General features: G+C 61.2%; 13 protein-coding genes. 2 read left to right on the top strand and 11 right to left on the bottom strand.

The annotated features are described in order from the left end of the window. Positions 1-66 precede the first annotated feature (66 nt). The 11 genes from KTAU_RS03625 to KTAU_RS03575 all read right to left on the bottom strand — a co-directional run bounded on the left by KTAU_RS03625 (position 67) and on the right by KTAU_RS03575 (position 15,413). Complete coding sequence (locus tag KTAU_RS03625; RefSeq protein WP_151727065.1) at positions 67-825, bottom strand: Maf family protein; 759 nt, start codon at positions 823-825, stop codon at positions 67-69. Continuing rightward, positions 822-2,192, bottom strand: coding sequence for a class I SAM-dependent RNA methyltransferase (locus KTAU_RS03620; protein WP_151727064.1), 1,371 nt, complete (start codon positions 2,190-2,192; stop codon positions 822-824). The genes KTAU_RS03625 and KTAU_RS03620 overlap by 4 nt, the downstream gene beginning before the upstream one ends. Then, on the bottom strand, positions 2,189-4,540 hold the full coding sequence (locus KTAU_RS03615; RefSeq protein WP_170293029.1) for a tetratricopeptide repeat protein: 2,352 nt from the start codon (positions 4,538-4,540) through the stop codon (positions 2,189-2,191). Before KTAU_RS03615 ends, KTAU_RS03620 begins: the two co-directional genes overlap by 4 nt. 155 nt (positions 4,541-4,695) lie before the next feature. Then, a complete protein-coding gene (locus KTAU_RS03610; RefSeq protein WP_151727062.1) occupies positions 4,696-6,351 on the bottom strand; it encodes a glycosyltransferase 87 family protein in 1,656 nt (551 codons plus the stop codon). A 365-nt stretch (positions 6,352-6,716) separates the two neighbouring features. Further along, positions 6,717-7,187 (bottom strand): GNAT family N-acetyltransferase, encoded by a 471-nt coding sequence (locus KTAU_RS03605; protein ID WP_151727061.1) that lies wholly within the window; start codon positions 7,185-7,187, stop codon positions 6,717-6,719. Between the two features lie 39 nt (positions 7,188-7,226). Further along, the gene (locus tag KTAU_RS03600; RefSeq protein WP_069801374.1) at positions 7,227-7,457 is read right to left on the bottom strand and encodes a hypothetical protein; all 231 of its coding nucleotides are present in this window, start codon (positions 7,455-7,457) and stop codon (positions 7,227-7,229) included. A gap of 266 nt (positions 7,458-7,723) precedes the next feature. Continuing rightward, positions 7,724-8,815: an NAD(P)/FAD-dependent oxidoreductase gene (locus KTAU_RS03595; RefSeq protein WP_151727060.1), complete on the bottom strand. Its 1,092-nt coding sequence runs from the start codon at positions 8,813-8,815 to the stop codon at positions 7,724-7,726. A 23-nt stretch (positions 8,816-8,838) separates the two neighbouring features. Beyond that, the gene (recN, locus tag KTAU_RS03590; RefSeq protein ID WP_151727059.1) at positions 8,839-10,812 is read right to left on the bottom strand and encodes a DNA repair protein RecN; all 1,974 of its coding nucleotides are present in this window, start codon (positions 10,810-10,812) and stop codon (positions 8,839-8,841) included. Between the two features lie 169 nt (positions 10,813-10,981). Continuing rightward, positions 10,982-11,824: an NAD(+)/NADH kinase gene (locus KTAU_RS03585; protein WP_170293028.1), complete on the bottom strand. Its 843-nt coding sequence runs from the start codon at positions 11,822-11,824 to the stop codon at positions 10,982-10,984. Between the two features lie 531 nt (positions 11,825-12,355). Continuing rightward, on the bottom strand, positions 12,356-13,537 hold the full coding sequence (locus tag KTAU_RS03580; RefSeq protein ID WP_151727058.1) for a DUF929 family protein: 1,182 nt from the start codon (positions 13,535-13,537) through the stop codon (positions 12,356-12,358). A gap of 277 nt (positions 13,538-13,814) precedes the next feature. Continuing rightward, positions 13,815-15,413, bottom strand: a complete 1,599-nt coding sequence (locus KTAU_RS03575) for a tRNA nucleotidyltransferase/poly(A) polymerase-related protein (protein WP_151727057.1) — start codon at positions 15,411-15,413, stop codon at positions 13,815-13,817. Between the two features lie 197 nt (positions 15,414-15,610). On the opposite strand from KTAU_RS03575, the gene cas6 reads away from it, so the two are divergent. Together cas6 and KTAU_RS03565 are read left to right on the top strand one after the other, a co-directional pair. Continuing rightward, positions 15,611-16,612 carry a CRISPR system precrRNA processing endoribonuclease RAMP protein Cas6 gene (cas6, locus tag KTAU_RS03570; RefSeq protein ID WP_151727056.1) on the top strand — a complete coding sequence of 334 codons (1,002 nt, stop codon included), beginning with the start codon at positions 15,611-15,613 and terminating at the stop codon, positions 16,610-16,612. A gap of 241 nt (positions 16,613-16,853) precedes the next feature. Further along, entirely contained in the window at positions 16,854-18,680 is a 1,827-nt protein-coding gene (locus KTAU_RS03565; RefSeq protein ID WP_151727055.1) for a PrsW family glutamic-type intramembrane protease, read from the top strand. Positions 18,681-18,772 lie beyond the last annotated feature (92 nt).

Raw genomic sequence — 18,772 nt, 5'->3', positions numbered from 1 at the left:
CAAACCCGCGTCCGGCTCTTTACCTTCCTTGAAAAGAGCGTGTGTTGTGTATTACTTCGTCGCAAATTATATCATACTCTTCCTTGCTGGCGGCAGGCAGTGCTCTGACCAGGGGCAGAAGCGGCCTGCCGAAGGCTGCACTGGCGCTGGCAGAGTGAAGCCGTTTGCCTCCAGGAGTGCGCTCAGAGTGCAGAGCGGGAAGCCCACCACGTTAAGGTAGCAGCCGGCGATGCGTTCGGGCAGCTGAAAATCGGGGTTCTGAATGCCATAGGCGCCAGCCTTATCGAGCGGGTCGCCGCTGGCAATATAAGCCTCGATCTCCTCATCGCTGTAGGCGCGCATCAAGACCGGCGTCACACACTGACTGCTCCTGATCAGGGCCGGCTTCTGGCCCTGGTAAGCACCTGACGCGCTGGCCTCGTCTCTCCTCGTGGGAAAGGCAACGGCCACCCCTGTAATGACCTGATGCCAGCGTCCGCGCAGCCGGCGCAAGATAGCTCGGGCGTGTGCAGCGTCGCGAGGCTTCCCCTGAGAGATTCCATCGAGGATGACTGTGGTATCGGCGGTCACTACGAGGCAGTCGGCAGCCTCGGGCAAGGCCAGCGCGGCTTCTGCCTTACGCTCAGCCAGCCAGCGCCCTAACTCCTCAGCAGGGCCATCGTAGCGCGCCTCAAGCCACTCTTCGTCGAGAGGAGAGACTGTTACCTTGAAAGGCAGGCCCAGCTGCGCTATCAGCTGGCGCCGGCGTGGCGAAGCCGAGGCCAGCAACAAGACTGGTAGCCGCTGGCTACCCCCATGCCCTTCACTGGTCCTCTGATTGTTCATGCCTGCCTCTCCAGGATTGCAATGCATTCGATATGGCTGGTCTGAGGAAACATATCCAGCGGCTGGACCGAGAGCAGCCGGTAGGTGGTCTGACGCCGACAGAGGACCTGCAAATCGCGGGCTAGCGTCGATGGATCACAGGAGACATAAACGATCCTCGTCACTGGGTGCTGTAGCAGCGCCTCCAGGACCACCTCCTGACAACCGGCGCGCGGTGGATCAAGCACCAGGCCATCGAGCTGACCGGCCAGCGTGGGCAGGAGGTGCTCTACCTTACCTTTCAGGATCTCAACATTGTTGACCTGACGCAGGTTCCACTGAGCATCTTCAATAGCGCTTGGCGACTCCTCGATGGCGTAGACTCTGGCGGCGTAGCGTGCCAAAAGCAGCGCGAAAGTACCCACGCCACAATAGGCGTCGGCCAGGACTGGTCGGCGCTCAGACGCGGCGGGCTCAGGCAACACCTGGCTCTGCCCGAGGGAAGAGGCGCCGACACTGACAACGGCCCTGTCCTGGAGCAGACCCTCAATGACCAGGTGTGCCATCTTCTCTGCCTGGGCCGTGTTGGTCTGGAAAAACGAGCTGGGACGAATGCGGAAGGTCTCGCCCGCCAGGCGCTCCTCAATGGCCTGAGTATGAACCTCAATACCGGCCTGGCTCAGCTCCTCAGCAACCTCCGGCGCTGGGGCTGGCTGCATGAGCACCTGGCCCGTGGCTGCACCACAGCGTACCAAAACCTGGGGGCGCGGATTAACGTGACGCGCCAATACTCCCAAAACAGTATTGATCCGCTCATGGGCGATGGGGCAGGAGCTGAGCGGCAGCACGCGATGGCTGCCGCGCGCAGTCAACCCGAGCTGACCCTCGCGATTGACCGAAAAGCGCATGTGATTGCGATAGTGCCAGGGTACAGCGCATGGCTCTGTCGCGCGCACAATTTCGCGCAGCTCCAGGGCGTCGAAGCCGCCAATCTCGTGCAGCAAAGACACGACCACCTCGCGCTTCCAGACCAGCTGAGCATCGTAGCGCATGTGTTGTAGCTGGCAGCCGCCACAGGTGCCGAAGACCGGACACGGAGCGGGCACCCGCAGAGGAGAGGCTTCGTGAATAGCGCTGATCCAGACGCGCGGGGGGGCCTGCCGGCGAGCACGCCGCCGACGGGCAGACAATACTGGTTCCTCGATAGCGATCGTCACACGCTCGCCCGGAAGACCGGCGGGTACCTCCACAACCCGGGGCCGACTGGTGGGCGCCTCGCCTACCTCGCTCGCTTGCTCGCCAGGAATCTCCGCCTGAGCCAGACCAGAGCGTGTCAGTGGCCCCAGGGTCACCGTATGGTAGGTCAGCGAACGCTCTCCCTCCATCATCGCTGTTTCCTGCGCTCGTTCAAAATCTCACGTGCAGCCTGCACACTGGGCAGGCGCTGATCGATCTGCTCAGCCTCTTCTAAAAAGCGCTGGGCCTGGCGCAGATCGCCTTGCTCGGCCAGAACCATCGCCAATAGCGCGCGCAGATGGGCCGACTGCGGGAGCTGCTTCAAGCCTTCCTCCAACACGGCGTGCGCCTCTCCAAACTGCCGTTCCTCGACAGCCAGGTCCACCAGCTCGCTATAGGCTTGCAGGTCGGCAGGATTATAGCGGAGAGCACGCCGCAGGCTCTCGCGAGCCTCTGCCTTTCGACCGAGGGCGCGCTGGGTATGGCTCAATGCCAGCCAGATACCGGGGTAGTCGGGGCTGAGCGCGGCGGCCCGCTCATAATGCTGTAAGGCTTGTGGCTGGTTGCCTCGTGCACTGGCGATCGTTCCCAGGGCCGCCTCGATAATGGTCTCCTCTGCGCGGTTAGGATTGAGCGCTCGAGCCTGCGCTAGCAGCTGCTCCGCCTCCTGCAGGGCCTCCGGCGGAGGCAGCGGGGCTGCTGTGTGCTGCAGCTTCATCTGCGCCAGGAGCGCATAGCCGAGGGCCGTCGGACGCAGAGCCAGCGACTCCTGCATGTGCTGCTCGGCCAGTTCATCGAAGCGGCGGCTCCGCTCCTTTAAGCCCTGCTGCTCGAAAAGGGTCGCCAGACTATCCTCGGTCATGGCCAGCTCGCGCAAGGCATCGGCGCGGCGACCTGGGAAGCGCTGGGCTAGACGCTCCAGGTAGACCATCCCGCGCTCGCCGTTGCGGAGAGCGGCGGCGTGGTTATAGGCGTTCTCAACAATCTGCTGGTCGAGCGGAAGGCGCACCATCAGCGCATCCTCATAGTGTAGGGCCTGCGTCAGGCGGCGTGTGATCTCTTCGAGCAGTACCTGCGGGTCGGGACGGTCCAACAGTGAAATGCTCTTCAGCAAAGCTTCGCGCTGTTGCATTGAAATCTCGCGGACGCGATCATCGTGCTCCTTAATGCGCTGTTGCAGCTCAGGAATCGGGAGACCCTGTGCGCGGGCGCCCTCATCGCTCATCGAATGAATGCGCCAGGCTTCATCCTGGCGTAGTAGCGTATAGCTCGTCCAGAACCAGTGTCGGCCTGTTTCCTTATTTACCGCTGTTCCCATGGCCATCTCTGGCAGGGTACCGCTCAGGGGCGTCTCGCTCAGCTCCAGTGACCAGCCGATCTCGACCAGCTTGCGTGGACCGCGGCTGGAGAGTGTGCTGCCGGGCAGCCAGAGGCCGCTTTGTGGCTGCTCGCTTTCGGTCACGAAACTGACCGTCAGGCGGGCAGGGTGTGCCTCGTTGGCCCAGGCGCGGCGGCGCTCAACCCATTCCTCGCGGCTCAACCCCTCGCGCAAAGGACTCTGCGGTGTCAGCAAATCGTAGGCCAGCCCGAAGTCACCTAGCGACCAGGCGCCGATAAAGGTGAGAACCAGCTCTTCCGGGTCCAGAGCTGGCTGAATGAAGGTCAGGCCGCGATCCTGGCCGGCCTCAGCTTCGGGGGCCTCCAGGACCAGCTGGCGGATCAGCGGCAGGTGATAGCGATAGCTTTCCGGCAGCTCCTGCCCGCGCCAGCGGCTCACCGTCAGCGCCTCTTCCAGCAGGCGGCGGCCCTCGGTCAGCGTACACTCGCTAAAGCGCACCTCCTCCTGGCGGCTCATCAGCTCGCTAAGGCGGGCCTCGATGCGGCGTTTGCTCGCGCGCTCGACGATGCAGTCGCGCACTCCTTGCTGCCAGAAATCCAGCCCGAGCGCGATCAGGCGCGCCTCATCATAGTCGTAGCCCTCTTCCCAGCAAAGGAAGAGCTGGACCTCACCCCGCTCGCGTGTCTCTGAGACCAGCCCTTTCCAGAAGCGTGGGGGACGGCTCTGGAAAGCTGCCGGCTGTTCGCGTGGCGGCTGCCATTGAGGATAAATGCGGGCTCCTTCCAGGCGTATCAGCGAACGCCTGGCCTCCTTGCGACACTCCTTCTCAGGGCTGTACTGATAAAGAGCCAGCAAGAGATCGGCGGCGTCCTGTGCGCTCCAGCGAGGCCCTCCTGCAGAGGAAAGTGTCTGTAGTGCTTGTGACTCCGGGGACTGCTCCCTTATCGCGGGTCCCGGCGATCCCTGCGCCAGCTCCCGCATGAAAGCAAGCTGGACGTTCATGGGAGCGGAAGTAATAGGCGCCAGAGCAGCCTCCGCCTCCTGCTGGCTCTGACTGCTGCGGAGCTGCTTGGCCAAATCAGGGACCTGTGCGAGCAGGCTCTGGAGACGAGACTGGTCCTCTGCAGAGACCGGGCTGGCAATTTCTTTCTTACGTGCCATATGAGTAGTATTCTGCTCCTCCCCTCGCGGCGACATACCTCTGTTTCTGTTGGGAGGATTGTATCACGTCCGGGCGTGAGGCGTCGAGACCTCATCTACTGGCAGCCAGGCAGGCCGACCCGGTGCTGCCCACAGAGAGCAACATCGCAACTGACCTAGCCTGACAATCGTGACTGTCGCTGCAGTGGCAGAGCGGGGAATGAATCAACCGCCGGCAGGCTTGACAACAGCCCTGCCCCCGCTGGCTGCAAGGCCGCCCGTCCGCTCAAAGCTGGTAGAGGTCGCTGCTCGACCAGCGCGGGGAACGGCTCGCCGGAGCCAGGACGCTGAGAGGGGTGCTGCTCGCGTCTGGGGGCCGTCGCCTTTTGTCGCTGGCGAGCCATCTGCAGCACAAAGAGCGGGAAGGCCGCACAGTAGAAGTAAGATGAGAGGCTGCGCCAGGCGAAGAAGAGCGGCACCACCGCCAAAAAGAAGGCTGCCTCTGGCCGTGTACGACAGATCTGCCAGTACCAGGCCAGCGAAGCCAGCATAGCCGCCAGCTCAAGAGCCAGGTAGACCTTTTCAGGGAGATAGGGGATCAGGTGCGTGGCGCTCAGATTAATGATCCCGACCCCGAGCGGGAACATTGGATCGTTGAGAGGGGCCAGCACGCCGGAGACGAAGGCTCCGGGGTTCCAGACAATAAACGGGAGGTTCACCACCAAGGCCGTCACGGCAGCAATCCCCAGGCGGCGCAGTGCCTCCCGGGGCTGATAAAGGCGCCAGGCCATAATCAGATAGAAAGGCGTCGAGAACCAGGCTGGTTGCTTTGTGGCGATGGCCAGTCCCAGTAAGAGGGCCGAGAGCCAGCCACGCTCGCGCAGCAGCCAGGCGAGCAGCAGCAACAGACAGCACAAAATATCAAGATTCGCCCCTGTTGTTGAGGCCCACATAGGGACATTGGCCAGGCTGAGAAGCAAAACCCAGGGGCGTAGCTCCTGGCGAGCCACACGCCAGCCAATTGCCACGATCAGCAGGTAGCTCAGCAAATACAGAGGGAGCACATTCACATCGCGTAAAGGGGAATGAAGTAGCACAAAGGGAACAAGAGTCAAGAAAGAGAGCGCGGGATAGCTCACCTTACCCTCGAACTCAGGGGCTTGGCCGGTTTTGAGGGCTGCGGCGAAAGCGGCGGCCAGCTCAGCATCCGAGGGATAGTCCAGACGGTTGGCAAAGCGGCCCTGACGCAGAGGGGTGGTCCACTCAGGCTGGATTGCGAAGGTGCGCGCGATACTCACAAAGTTCGAATCGCTATAGGGATTGCGCCCCGCGAGCAGGAGTGCAGCGGCGTTGGTGTCCAGGGTTGTGCCATCGTTGGAGAACTCGGGAGGGAGGAAGCACATCACCACGCCACGACCTAGCTCTATCACGCCTGCCACGCTTGTCAACAAGATGAGAATGAGAGCGATGCGCTGCCAGCGGCGTGGGAAAGGCTGGCTCAAAGTCCGCGGCTGTGGCCGACGCGGTAAGGGGCGCAGGGCCATCAGCATGGCGGCGAAGCTGCCCAGAATCAACCCCAGAGGAATGAGCGAGCCATAGGGGAGCAGGTAGGGCATATAGAGACGGTGATCGATCTCGTTAAGCGTTTGCAGGATCAGGGCAATGCCGATCCAGACAGCGCGCTCCTGCAGGGCGCGGACCATGTAGTTGTCGGGGCTTTGATCCTCACTAAAGAAGAACCGTAACCAGCTGCGTTTGGCTGTGGTGGTGGCCTGCGTGGCCTGCTGCTCGCACGCCTCCAGGGACGGGGGCAGTAGGGATGGCTGCACCATAGCGTTCCACTTCCCTCCTGATACTGATGTAAGGCAAGCCTGTTGTATACTCGTGCGTATGACAGGACCACTACCCAACCGGCACCGGGAACCTGTGGGAGACGGCCTGATCTGCTCTCGGGCCTGCTGCACCGGCCAGACAACCGAGCCAGTGCAACCAGGACGGCCAGAGAACGGGCGGGGCAGGGCTTTCTCAGATGTTTCCCCAGCCTGAGTCTTACAACGAAGAGGAAGAGCCGGGCGTCACAAATTGGCGTGAGGCTGGGGAGGCCGCTTCGTCTTGCAGAGATCTGGAGATTAGTAAGTAAGCAAGCGAGCAGGCAAAGAAAAGGAAGCGGGTGGTGGAGGGCCACCGCTGCGCTGAGTTAGAGAGAAAGGCGATAATATAGCTCGCGGTGCTGCAGCTGGAAGCCCAGCGACTCATAGAGGCGAATGGCTGGCCTGTTCTCCTCCCAAACGTGCAGGTCCAGTGCCTCCAGTTGCTCCTCTTGGCGGGCAAAGTCAATGATATACTGGAGCAGACGGCGGGCCAGGCCCCGCTGCCGATATTCCGGCAGCACCACCACCCGGCGAATATAGCCGGTGCGGCTCCCTTCGCTGCCATCGGCGGGCGGCAACATCAGCTCTGCCTTAGCCACGGCTCGCCCCTCCAGCTCCCCAAGAAAAATCAAACCGCGCTCGTGCGTGGAGGGATCAACCGAGCCAAAATACTTCTCCAGCTCACGATGAATATTGCGCGTGGGCGAGGTGCCGAAGCGATCCAGGTATTCGATGCTCTGGATATCCTCCGCACAGGCCAGGCGAATCACAAGGGGGGTGGCGCGCTCCTCTACCATAGGTGACCGATGAACGCTAGAGTTGCTCTCGCGGCTCGACTAGCGCTGGGCATGCCTGGCCTTTCTGCTCTGCCGTTCTCGCTCGTCTTCTGTCTTCTTGCGCGGCAGTAGCAAAATAGAAACCAGAGCATAGCCTGCGCACCCCAAGAGCATCAAGGCGTAAATGACATCTTCGGTGCTGGTGCGATTCGCCAATTGCCAAAGCCCCCACCACAGAAACGCCGCAAATACGAGAAACAGCAACACCGTGCTGAGAATGGTCTTGCTCATAGCCTTACGGTCCTTACGTACTGGTCAGCTGGCCGCTTGCCGCTGCCTGGCATTCTCCCTGTGCTACAGGAGCCGGCTGGAGCATGAAAAAAACGCATCTCACTCTGCTGTGGCTTTGGGCTGGTGCTCCTGATCTGAGCCGTCTCAGAGTGGGCGGGTCCGCCGCCAGCCAGCGGCAAATACTCGCTAGTATTGTAGCATATCCGTCCAGCGGACTGCCAGCCGCTCGCGCAGCCGGGTGGGTCTGAGCTGGGAGAGAGAAGGAGCTAACGATGGCTGGCCAAGAGGCGTAAAGCGCTCTCTTGGCCCTGCGCCAGCGCCAGATGCACTCGTCCGCCAGTGAAAGCATCGCCGCTGAAGAATAGCCCATAGGGGGCGCTCACCCTGTGCAGGGTCTCGGCATCCAGCAGTCTTTCCGGTTCAGGAAGGGCCAGGGGCCAGCGCTGGACGTCGTAGAAATGCGGTGCTGGCAGCGGCTGTCCGAGCAGAGCCGAGACCAGAGTCGTCGTTGCTGCAGCCAGGGCCTGATCATCCCATGACCAGTGTGCCCGGCTGTAGTCAGGCGCGAGCTGAACGATGAGCAGCGTCCAGGCGGGAGGGACCCGTTCGGGACTCTTTTCCTCCTCGCGGGCCAGCCAGGAGATAGGGTGAGTTTTATCGCTATTGACCAGGGCGTAGTAAGGGGTAGGTGGGAGTGCCTTCCGGGGCCAGGCCAGAGCGAGGGACAGCAGGGGACGGTAGCGAGCACGGCCCAGCTCGGCGAGCAGGGTCTGCTGCAGCCCAGGTGGTAGCTCGCTCGCGGCAATCAAGGCTGCTGCCTCTGGAGCAGGCAACGTCACCAGCACAGCAGGGACCTCGGCCACAACCTGACCGGTGGCAGAGAAGAGGCGCCAGCCTGGTCTCATATAGGCCAGACGGGCGATCTCACAGTGAGTATAGACTGTTAGCTCACGCGCCATCAGCTCTGCCAGCGTCAGCAGCCCGTGCCGATAGGTCCAGCGCGGTAGAGCGTTCTGGCGTGGGTCACCTTCGCGAATCCGATTCTGGCTATCGAAGGTCCAGACCGGCTTGGCAATGGACACCAGTTCGGAGGTAGCGAAGCGCTGTAACAGCAGGGCGTCGCTGACGGGGGCATTGCCGTGGATATACTGGGCGCCGGGATCAAAGCGGAAACCTGCGCGGGAGCGCGTCGTCGCCCGGCCTCCCACGCGCTCCTCACGCTCATAGAGCGCCACCTTCAGATCGTGGTCGCGCAGCACATGCGCCGCCGCCAGGCCGGAGACCCCGGCGCCGATCACGGCCACCTCTACGCTCTGCTCGCGCTCGCTCTCTCCCCTCGTCGCCGGCCAGCTCTCCATTGCTGGTACTTCACCCCTTCCCTCTAGCGAGCCTGGGCCTGAGAGGCGTCCCGGCCTGCTGTCTGGCTCTCAACCTGGCGCAGCCAATTCTCCTTCCAGAGCTGGGAGCGTGCCAGCAGCTCCTCGGCGCTCTTAAGAGAGAACTCGCTCACGTTCCCGCCCATGATATGAGCGATCTCGCGCACACGCTGTTCGGGACGCAGCTCATTGACGATCGTGATCGTCCGCTCTCCCAGCACCTGCTTATTCACATTGAAGTGCAAATCGGCAAAAGCTGCAATTTGTGGCAAATGCGTCACGCAGATCACCTGGTGGTTGCGCGTCAGCATCCACAGCTTCTCGGCCACTACCTGGCCGCTGCGTCCACTAATGCCTGAATCGATCTCGTCGAAAATCAGTGTTGGCGTGGCATCGGCCCGGGCCAGGATTGTCTTCAAAGCCAGCATCAGGCGTGAGGTCTCGCCGCCCGAAGCAATCTTTGTCAGAGGCTTGAAAGGCTCGCCTGGATTAGGAGCGATCAGGAACTGGATGCGATCGATGCCAGTCGCATCGCAGGCGTAGAACCGCTCGGGCTGGCCGTCGATCGTGGCCGGCACCCCCTCGGGATCAGGCTCCTGAAGGATCTCCACTGCGAAGCGAGCCCGCTTCATATTCAAGTCATCCAGCTGCTCTTCCATCGCGCTGGCCAGGCGAGCGGCGGCGGCGCGGCGGCGCTCCGACAGCTCCTGGGCGATGCGCCCGATCTCGCGGCGCAGCTGCTGATCCTGCTGCTCCAGCCTGCGGATATGCTCCTCGCGGTTGACGATGCGGTCCAGCTCCTGGCGGTCCTCCTCAGCGCGCCTGAGAATCTCCTCAATCGTGGCCCCGTACTTCCGTTTCAGACGGGCGATCAGATCGAGGCGCTCCTCAATTTCTGCCAGGCGAGCTGGATCATCTTCGATATCGGTCTCATAGCTACTAATAGCGGCGGCCACATCCTCCAGGCGATAGATGGCCTCGTCCAGGTTGGCCTCCTGTTCCGCAAGGCTCTTATCCAGGCGAGCCAGCTCGTTGAGGGCACGGGCGGCGCTGCGCAACAGATCGAGGGCCGACTGTGTCAGATCGCTGGCCAGCTCCGACCCCTTGATCGCCCCATAGATCAGGGCGCACAGCTCGCGCATGCGTTCGGCATTGCTCAGTACCTTCCGCTCGCGCTCCAGCTCCTCGATCTCGCCGGGCTGCAGCTCAGCCTTCTCAATCTCCTCGATCTCAAAGCGCAGGAACTCAGCGCGGCGGCTCTCATCGCGCTCAGTCTGCAAGAGCTGCTGCAAGCTCTTGCGCACCATGCGCCACTCACTGACGCGAGCCGCCAGCTGCTCGCGCAGCGGCAGCAGCTCAGCATAGCGATCAAGGAAATTAACGTGCTGCTCTGGGCGCAGCAGGCTCAGATGCTCGCTCTGACCGTGGATATCGATCAGCCAGCTGGCCACCTGCTGCAGCACATGCTGAGAGACAGCGCGCCCATTGATCCGCGAGACCGTGCGTCCCGAGCGGAAAATATCGCGCGAGAGGATCAGCGTTCCATCCTCGGGCTGGAGGCCGTACTCCTGGAGCAGGCTGGCGAGGACCACGCGCGCATCGGCGCTGGAAAGGTCGGCCTGCAGGCGTTCCAGGCGCCGGCCCTCCTGGCTTTCGACCTGCTCCAGGGCTTCATAGAGCGTATTGCCGACAGCAGCCGCTTCCTCCTCCCCCTCAGTCGGGCGGGCCAGGGACTGGAAGCCATTGCCGCCGGGTGGCAGCAGCGTCTCCAGTGAAAAGACGCCCTCGACACTGGCGCGCTCGCAGCCGGCGCGCACATACTCTGCACCGATCTTTCCTCCCAGCAGGGCACTGACGGCGTCGATGATGATAGACTTGCCGGCCCCTGTTTCGCCGGTAAAGACGTTGAAGAGTCGATGGAAAGTGAGATGCAGATTGTCGATGATAGCGAAATCTTTAATATTCAGTTCGAGCAACATGGCACTGCACAGGCAACTTTCTCAACGGATGAGCAAAGCGGGAGGCAACAGCGGGCCGGAGGATCGGACCGGCAGCCGGGTCGCCACCTGGCACCCGTTGCTGAAGGGAGTGCGGGTGAGCGCGCGCCTGGCATCGGGGATGAGCGAGTGCATGAGCGTACGAGCGATCCTACTCGTCATCTCTCAGCTTCGCATTGATAATCTGATAAAAGTAAGTTGGTGGTCGGCGTCGCAGGAAGCGGGTCTCGTATTGGCTTTTCTGGACAGTGACCATTGCGCCGTTGCGTATCTCGCGATTCAGTTGGCCGTCGGCGGAGAAGACGCCGCTTTGCGAGCCGGTCACGATTTGCAGGCGCACGCAGGCATCGGGGTGAAGAATGAGCGAACGATCAGAAGCCAGATGAGGAGCGATAGGTGTCAGGACCATGCTCTGCACCTGTGGGTGCAGCAGAGGTCCCCCAACAGCTAAATTATAGGCCGTTGAGCCAGTAGCCGTTGAGACGATAACCCCATCGGCGTAGGTTGTGCTATAAAAATGATCGTCGATCCAGATACCTACCTGCACTACGCGGGGCCAGGTGCCGCGTGCGATCACAATGTCATTGAGCGCCAGAAAGGTCTCGCTTTGTCCTTCCTGGTCCAGGGTGGCGGTGAGCATCGTGCGCGTATCCACCCAGACCGAATCATCCTTCTCCAGATAGTGTACAAGCTCGTAGGGAAGATCGCGGGGTTCCAGTTCCGTCAGAAAGCCGACGCGCCCGTACTTTACTCCTACAATTGGAATGCCATCGGCAGCACACAGGCGTGCGGCGTGCAAAATCGTTCCATCGCCGCCTAGCACGATGACCAGCTCACAGCCCTGCAAAAGCCCCTCGGGGGTTTCCTCCCCCTCCTCGCGGATATCAACACTACGGACCTCGTAGCCGCGGCGGCGTAGGAATGGTTCGATCTGGGCTGCAGCCTCAGCGGTGTGCTGTTTGCGGCCCTGATAGAATATGGCGATGACCTTCACAGATGGCTCCAGTCAGTCGGTCGGTCGGTCGAGCAGATCTGAGAAAGCGCGCCTGGCTGCTGTCTCCACGGTCCTGGTAACAGAGAAAGCCGCCGCCAGCCTCGGGGTCCAGTCCCAGCGGCGGTGAGGCAAGTTCCCTACCTCCTAGGCTTCAGCCTTGACTGCGAGTCAGCCAGACACTCTCTATCCTTTTCTTATTCTGGAACATCTCCCCACCGCGGGATAGGTGCGGTCAGAGGGAGCAGACGGGCAGCTGGGTGTATCCCTGCAGTTGAGGGATGGCCCGCTCTTCCCACGGATCTGCGGTTTTGCCGCACGCCTGTCTCGCTCATCAGGGAAGCCCTTGGCGAGAAACCGCCTCCCACTATGGTGCGTGCACAGCTTCCAGCAGAAGCCGCCCGACTTCTGCCCCAGCGGAATGTCACAAGGTAATGGTACGTCATCTAGATAGGCTTGTCAACCGTAGTGCAGCCAGGCTCGGAAGGGCAGAAGCCGCCTCCCGAGCCGCTTGAGAGCAAACAGACAGATTTTCTAGATGGACCGGCTGCCGCTACGCGGGCGGCTGCTACTGGTCGGTGGCAGGCCCTCGCTGAGCGAGGTCAGGTTGACTGCCACGGAGTCAGAGCGGGCCAGGGCTACCCGTGGGAGCTGCTTCTCAATTGTCTGAATAAACGAAGCCTTACAGACGCTGGCCGGTTGATCGTTGGTCGCCACGCAGATCCCTGCCGTCAGATAGTTAGCCACGCCCAGGATGCTCTTCGAAATGGACGTGCTTGAATTGGTCATCTGAATCGCGATATCCTTCTGCGAGAGACCACTGAGCAGCCCCGGGTCGACGGTCTGGCCTTGCGACATATAGATATTAGCGATGTCCAGGAAAGGGAAGCCGCCGCTGGGATTGAGGGCGTTCACCAGTTGTTGTTGATCCTGGTTGGGCGTCTGTAGCGGCTGCTGATTGCGGTCCTCCACCTCCAGCGGCACAAAATCAATATAGGAGCTGGTGTAGCTGCTGCCGTAGAAGGTGAACGTTGCCGTATCGGGATAGACATCGCTACTGGAAGAGGTCGTCTCTGGAAGAGCGCTGAAGTGGCCAAAGCGACTCAGAGCGACCACCAGCGACCAGCGTTCCGCGGCGCAATACGGGCAGAACTCGGCACCCCAGTAGAAGACCTCGGGCTTGCCGTGGGGACCTACCAGACGATCGCGGTTTGTGACGGCCTGCAATGGATTCTTCTGGCCACCAGTCCCGATTTGGGCCAGCAGATTGGCGTCGAGGCGAGTGACCGTATTCAGAACCTCGGGATCGGTGCCGCCACGTGCTCCAGGGCTGCTGTGCTGCTGCGAGAGGAAGATGAAGCCTCCAATGATTGCCAGCACGACAACCAAGGCCCCGGCGACGATGAGCCAGCGTGTCCGCCCACTGATGCGCTGGCGTGTGTAGCGGCGCTGTGGCTGACGAGCGCTGCTACTCGGGCGGCTAGTCGATTCCGTACGTGTGCTGCTGCGCGCAGTGGAAGTGCTGACGCTCCTGGTTGGGGCGCCCGTTGTTCCCGATGCGCTCGGGGAGGCATTGCCGCCCTGGACTCCCCCGGCGTTGGCTCCACTGGTGCTCTGCTGGCTGCGGCTCTGTAGCTGCGCTTGCGCCTGGATCTGGGCCCGTCGCTGGACTGCCGAGGAGCCGCTGCCGCTATTTTTCTTGCGCTTTTTGGCCATACTTGTCGTTTCCTATTTGGGAATTGTTGAACCAGGTGACTTGAGGAATTGTTTGGCTGCCGGGTATCGCCAGTTATTATAGCACGGGGTCTTTGAATGGAACAGAGCACGAGTGCGGAGCTATGATGTCGAGCTGGCTGCCGGGTAAGAACAGAGCCAAGAGCAGAGGACGGGCCTGGCTCAACGCAACGGCCTCGCCAGGTGAGCAGGCGGCCTGGCTTACCTGGGAAGCTGGTGAAGAGAGCGCTATCCTGACTGAGCCATTGGCCAACACTGGTCAGGTGTCTGAGTCAGGATCGAGTGCCTCGCGGCTGCCAGTTGCGTGGGCCTGCAGATACTCGCGGGCCAGCCAAAGGGCCTCCTCCTTCGAGTGGATACGCTCCTCGGCGCGCGCCTCAGCGATGACTTCGAGCAACTCGCCGATCAGGGGCCCAGGCTCCAGTCCCAGGCGGCGCATCAGCTCGTGCCCCGTCAGCAGGCGTGTTGGCAGAAAGCGCTCGCGCTCATAGAGGTAGCTGCGCAGCAGCAGCGCCACGCAGCTAAGATGCGCCTCCCAGGCTCCGGCGGGGCGCCCACCATAGCCGGGGCCGTAGGTGGCGACATGGTCGGCCAATGAGAAAAGAGCCACATGCAGGCCTTGCACGCCCAGATCGACAAAGTAGCGACGAATAGCGCGTGGCGTCACAATCTCCTGCTGCGCGAGCTGGCCCGGACGCATGTGGTGAAGCGTTATCAGACGCACCAGATGGCGGTCGTGACTGCTCGCACTCAGGCGTTTCATCACATCCTCTGCGAGCGGCGCGCCAGCCTGTTGGTGGCCATAGAAATGGCTCATCCCTTGCTCATCGTAGCTCAGAGTGGCCGGTTTGCCGATATCGTGCAGCAGGGCAGCCAGCTTCAAGGCTGGTTTCGTCAGCTCGGCGAGCTGCAGCAGGTTCTGCCGGCTAGCCTCCGCTACCAGAGCGCGCAGCTGGGCCATCTTCTCCGTCTGCTCAGGGGCCATCAGCAGCGGCAGGCACCACGGAGAGCAGGACAGTTCATCCAGCGGCAGCGGATCAGGATACAGCGTGCGGGCCACGGCTTCCAGGGCGCTCAGGGTTTCTAGCGAGTGCTCAAAAACGTCCCAGTAATGGGGCGGGGGCTGTGGCATGCCGCGAGCGGGTATCAGCTCTGGTACCAGCACAGTCAGCAGGCCGTAGCGATCGAGCAGATGGAGACTGCGGGTGGCATCCTCCTGTTCGAGTAGCCTGTATAGCTCGCCGTGGAGGCGCTCTGCCACCTCGGTCGCTAGCAGTTCAGCATCGCGGCGGATGAGGGCTTCTGTGGCTGGCTCGATCTGCAGAGAGTAGCGGCGGGCGAGGCGAATGGCTCGCAGCAGACGCACCGGACGGGAGCGAAAGACCTCCGTATTGACCGCCCGTAGCAGACGCGCGTGAGCATCAGCGAGGCCCCCACAGGGATCGATCCACGGCAGGGAGGCCAGGGAGGAGGAAGAGGGCAGGCTCAAGAGGACGTCCAGGGGCAGCGCCAGGGCATTCACTGTAAAATCGCGCTGGCGCAGATCTTCCTCAATGCTGGCCCCCGTCAATGGTGCCACATCGAGCGTCCACTCTCCCGCTGATGTGCGCACCACAACCCGGCTGGCCTTCTCATGCATATGGGCATAGTAGCCACCGAGAGTATCGGCCAGTTGACGCGCCAGCAGAGGCGCCTCGCCGACGACAACCAGGTCCCAATCAACGCTGAGCTGGCCGAGCAGCAGGTTGCGCAAGGCCCCACCTACCAGATAGACCTGGGTCTGGGACCGCTCTGCAAAGAAGCGCGCTACCTGCTGCAGTAACTCGTAGGTTCCTTGCTCTAAAAAAGGCACCGACATCTCTCTCTCTGCTCATTAGATCGATGTGGCAATGCCTGGGAGCGGAAAAGGAGCTTCTCCCCGTCCCGTCTGCAGCCACCTTTCCTACTCCTGCTGGACAAGAGGTTATACATATTTTATGCTAACATACAGTTGTGGCAGTTGCAACCATTAACTTGTGGTACAGCTATATATGAGAGTTCTCGGAAGGGGCGAGCATGGAAACCACAGCTCTAACATCACCGGGCAGCTTCAAAGCTGATCTTTATGCTCTGCATCTGCGATTGCGACCATTGCAGCCTGGAACCTTAATGCCGTTTTCGGGAGAACTGGTACATGGAGCCTGGCTCGAATGGCTGCGTGGTGCAGCCCCAGATGTCTCTGCACGCCTCCACGAAGGAAACAAGCGTCGCCTCTTCACCTGCTCCAGTCTGCAATTTCCGCTGCCGCCGGCCCAGGTCAGAGAGGCGGAGCGCAACAATCGGCACCTCCCGCTCAGCCCGGAGAAAACCTATACGATCCGCATCACCTTGCTGCTCGGCGAGCTCTTCCCACACTTCTACAAGGCCCTTATTCAATTCAACCACTTGAGCGGAAATTTGCGACGCTCGCCTTTCATGCAGATTGGGCGTCAGGTCTTTCTGCTCGAAGAAGTCATTGCCAGCCCGGACGACCCTGCGCGCTGGACCGGCTTCACCACCTTTCATGGTCTGGCTGAGCAGGCGGCCTTGTTGCAGCCAGCGCGCTGCGAGCGTATGACTCTAGAATTTGATTCGCTCACAACTTTCAACTGGATCAACACGCGCAACAAGGTTTATGGAAACTATTATGCTCTGTTGCCTTTGCCGCGCTACCTCTTCCCCGGGCTGGCCAAGCGCTGGCAAGAGCTGGTGGCCCAGGAACCGGAAACGCGCGAGCTGGCCGCGCTGGTCCAGCCCGAGCTGATCGAAGAGTATATTCTTGACGATGGTATTGTTATCGACGACTATGACCTGCGACCGCATCAGGTGCATTTCTCTACGCATGTTCAGCCGGGCTTTATCGGACGTTGCGTCTATCGCCTGCGCGGGCCTGACCCCCCGTCGGCCCCAGCGCCGTCGCCGGCGACGAGGCTTTCTCTAACAGTGCGGCAACAGCTCTGGCTGCTCGCCTATTTAGCCTTCTACTGTGGCGTAGGGTACAAAACGCCTATGGGTATGGGGCGAGTGCGTCCTCTCTAGGAAGAGGAGCCCTCTACTGAATGTAGGCCCTTACGCCGCTCACAGTCTGGCGTCTGCGCACGGCGGGAGTGCCACCTCTGCGGCCAGGTGGCTTACTCTCCCTGCGCTTTCTATGCTACCATTATATAGCAGCGACGCGGCCTGAGCCGGGTGTGCAGGGCATCCAAGGCGTAGTGCGTGGGGAACAGGTAGGGTATGTACTGACGATCAACACAGCTATCGCCGCAGGAACATATGAACAATGAGCCAGAGTTATGGTGTGCTACGGGTGGTGCGCATGCCCCACCTGCAACCCCAGACGACGCGGGGTTGGACCATACGTACGCCCTATCCTACCGCCTGGTTGCCCGATGAGCAGCTAGTGCATGTGCTGACACGACGTGAAACCAGTATTGGGCGGGCCCTCAGCAACGACGTCGTCTTGATGGATCTCTCGGTCTCGCGGGAGCATGCACGGGTGGTGCTTGATAGTGATGGCTGCTGGTACATTATCAATCTGACGCCCCACAACGTGATCCGGGTCAATGGGCAAGCCATTCCCTCGCATGTGCCTTTCCCACTGCGCTCGCAGGACCTCATCGTCTTAGGTAGCACGATGCTCCAATTCCTGGCTCCCCATGTGGCCGTTGTTGGAGGAAGCGAAGGGCCAAGAGAGCAGGCACGGGCTAGCTATGCTGAGCAAGTCACGCAGCTGCTGCCGAGCGCTCAGCCCCAGGCAGTGTTATCTGCGCCTGGCAACCCCCTTCCAGCCACCTTACCGCCGGGCGAAGGAGAGGCGGCAGTCTGTGAACCCTGGGACGAGAGGGAGAGTGAGGAGGAGAGCCTGCTTGGAGCAGGTGTGACCATGCAATTTGCTCTCTCGCCGCGACTGGGGAGGCGTATACGCTGGCTTATGGCCGGTGTCGGACTCAGCATCCTCGCCATCTGTGCCCTCATCACCCTCATTCTCAACAGTTTCATCGGCATCAATGCCCTCACTCAGAATGGGGCTTCCAGTCTGCTGGCGGCCCTCACTATTCCTCTTGTTCCTGCGCTCGGGACCTTGCTGCTCGTCAACTTCATTGATCGCTTCGAGCGCGAACCGTGGTATCTTCGTCTGGCTACCTTTCTCTGGGGCATGGTGATCGCCATCCCCACCGCCTTCTTTATTGAACGCCTGATCGATAGCGTGCTTCTCAACCTGCTGGCGCCGGGTACGAGTACGGTTTTACGCTCGGCCTTGCAGGGTCTCAATGCCGGTTTCACTGAAGAGACCGTCAAAGGGCTGGGCCTGCTCCTGCTCTTTCTGGTGCTGCGCGACCAGTTCGATAATATCACGGACGGTATTGTCTACTCAGCTATGATCGGGGCTGGCTTCGCCCTGGTGGAGAACTTCAGCTATTTCGCCACCGGTTATCGCAACTCGCTGGTCTTTCTGATTATCTATCGTGTTGTGCTAGGCTGGCTGGGGCATCCGACCTTTACCGCCTGCTTTGGCTCGATGCTGGGCTACACGCGCCACACGCGCTCGCGCTGGCAGCAGGTGATCACGCCCTTACTGGGCTATGTCATGGCCGTTATGCTGCACAGCTTTTTCGATTTTGTGGACATTCAGGCGGGCATAGAGGTTCAGGCTAATCCTGGCAATACGCATGTGGCCATACTAGCTCTGGTGACGATCATCTGTGACTATATTCCTCCTTTCCTGGTTCAGATGCTGCTGCTCTATCTGCTGATCCGCTCCCTGGCCCAGGAGGCGGCCATCATCCGCGAATTTCTGGCCTCCGAGGTGAGCAATGGGGTGGTCACAGTCGATGAGTACGCCTTACTACAGCATTCCTTTCAGCGCACGCGTCAGGAGCGCAAGGCCCTCTGGCAGTACGGTTTCAGGCAGTGGTTACGGGTCAAAGCTCTCTATCAGGCGGAGATCGGCCTGGCCTTTCGCAAGTGGCATGTGAGCATGGGCGATAGCCAAAAAACCGGCTACCTACGGCAGCCGGAAGATGCCTATCGGGAGCGTATTCGTCGTTTGCGTCAGGAAATTCGGGCATTTGAAGAGCAAGCGCGAGCAAGGAGACGGGGGACCTGAGTCGTCTATTCTCGCAACGGAGCGCGTTGTGGTACACTTATGGGGGCAGGCACGTCCATCGCCACGGCCAGGCAACCAGATGCACATCTTCC

Source organism: Thermogemmatispora aurantia, from assembly GCF_008974285.1.
In the GTDB taxonomy this organism is placed as follows: Bacteria; Chloroflexota; Ktedonobacteria; order Ktedonobacterales; family Ktedonobacteraceae; genus Thermogemmatispora; species Thermogemmatispora aurantia.
Note: the sequence above shows the minus strand (reverse complement) of the source record. Positions and strands in the feature narration are given on the sequence as shown.

Excerpts from the sequence above, each read along its gene's own strand:
- KTAU_RS03600 (WP_069801374.1), bottom strand. The coding sequence starts at position 7,457 with ATGAGCAAGACCATTCTCAGCACGGTGTTGCTGTTTCTCGTATTTGCG.
- KTAU_RS03615 (WP_170293029.1), bottom strand. The coding sequence starts at position 4,540 with ATGGCACGTAAGAAAGAAATTGCCAGCCCGGTCTCTGCAGAGGACCAG.
- KTAU_RS03625 (WP_151727065.1), bottom strand. The coding sequence starts at position 825 with ATGAACAATCAGAGGACCAGTGAAGGGCATGGGGGTAGCCAGCGGCTA.
- KTAU_RS03565 (WP_151727055.1), top strand. The coding sequence starts at position 16,854 with ATGAGCCAGAGTTATGGTGTGCTACGGGTGGTGCGCATGCCCCACCTG.
- KTAU_RS03605 (WP_151727061.1), bottom strand. The coding sequence starts at position 7,187 with ATGGTAGAGGAGCGCGCCACCCCCCTTGTGATTCGCCTGGCCTGTGCG.
- KTAU_RS03620 (WP_151727064.1), bottom strand. The coding sequence starts at position 2,192 with ATGATGGAGGGAGAGCGTTCGCTGACCTACCATACGGTGACCCTGGGG.
- recN (WP_151727059.1), bottom strand. The coding sequence starts at position 10,812 with ATGTTGCTCGAACTGAATATTAAAGATTTCGCTATCATCGACAATCTG.
- KTAU_RS03580 (WP_151727058.1), bottom strand. The coding sequence starts at position 13,537 with ATGGCCAAAAAGCGCAAGAAAAATAGCGGCAGCGGCTCCTCGGCAGTC.
- KTAU_RS03575 (WP_151727057.1), bottom strand. The coding sequence starts at position 15,413 with ATGTCGGTGCCTTTTTTAGAGCAAGGAACCTACGAGTTACTGCAGCAG.
- KTAU_RS03610 (WP_151727062.1), bottom strand. The coding sequence starts at position 6,351 with ATGGTGCAGCCATCCCTACTGCCCCCGTCCCTGGAGGCGTGCGAGCAG.
- KTAU_RS03595 (WP_151727060.1), bottom strand. The coding sequence starts at position 8,815 with ATGGAGAGCTGGCCGGCGACGAGGGGAGAGAGCGAGCGCGAGCAGAGC.
- cas6 (WP_151727056.1), top strand. The coding sequence starts at position 15,611 with ATGGAAACCACAGCTCTAACATCACCGGGCAGCTTCAAAGCTGATCTT.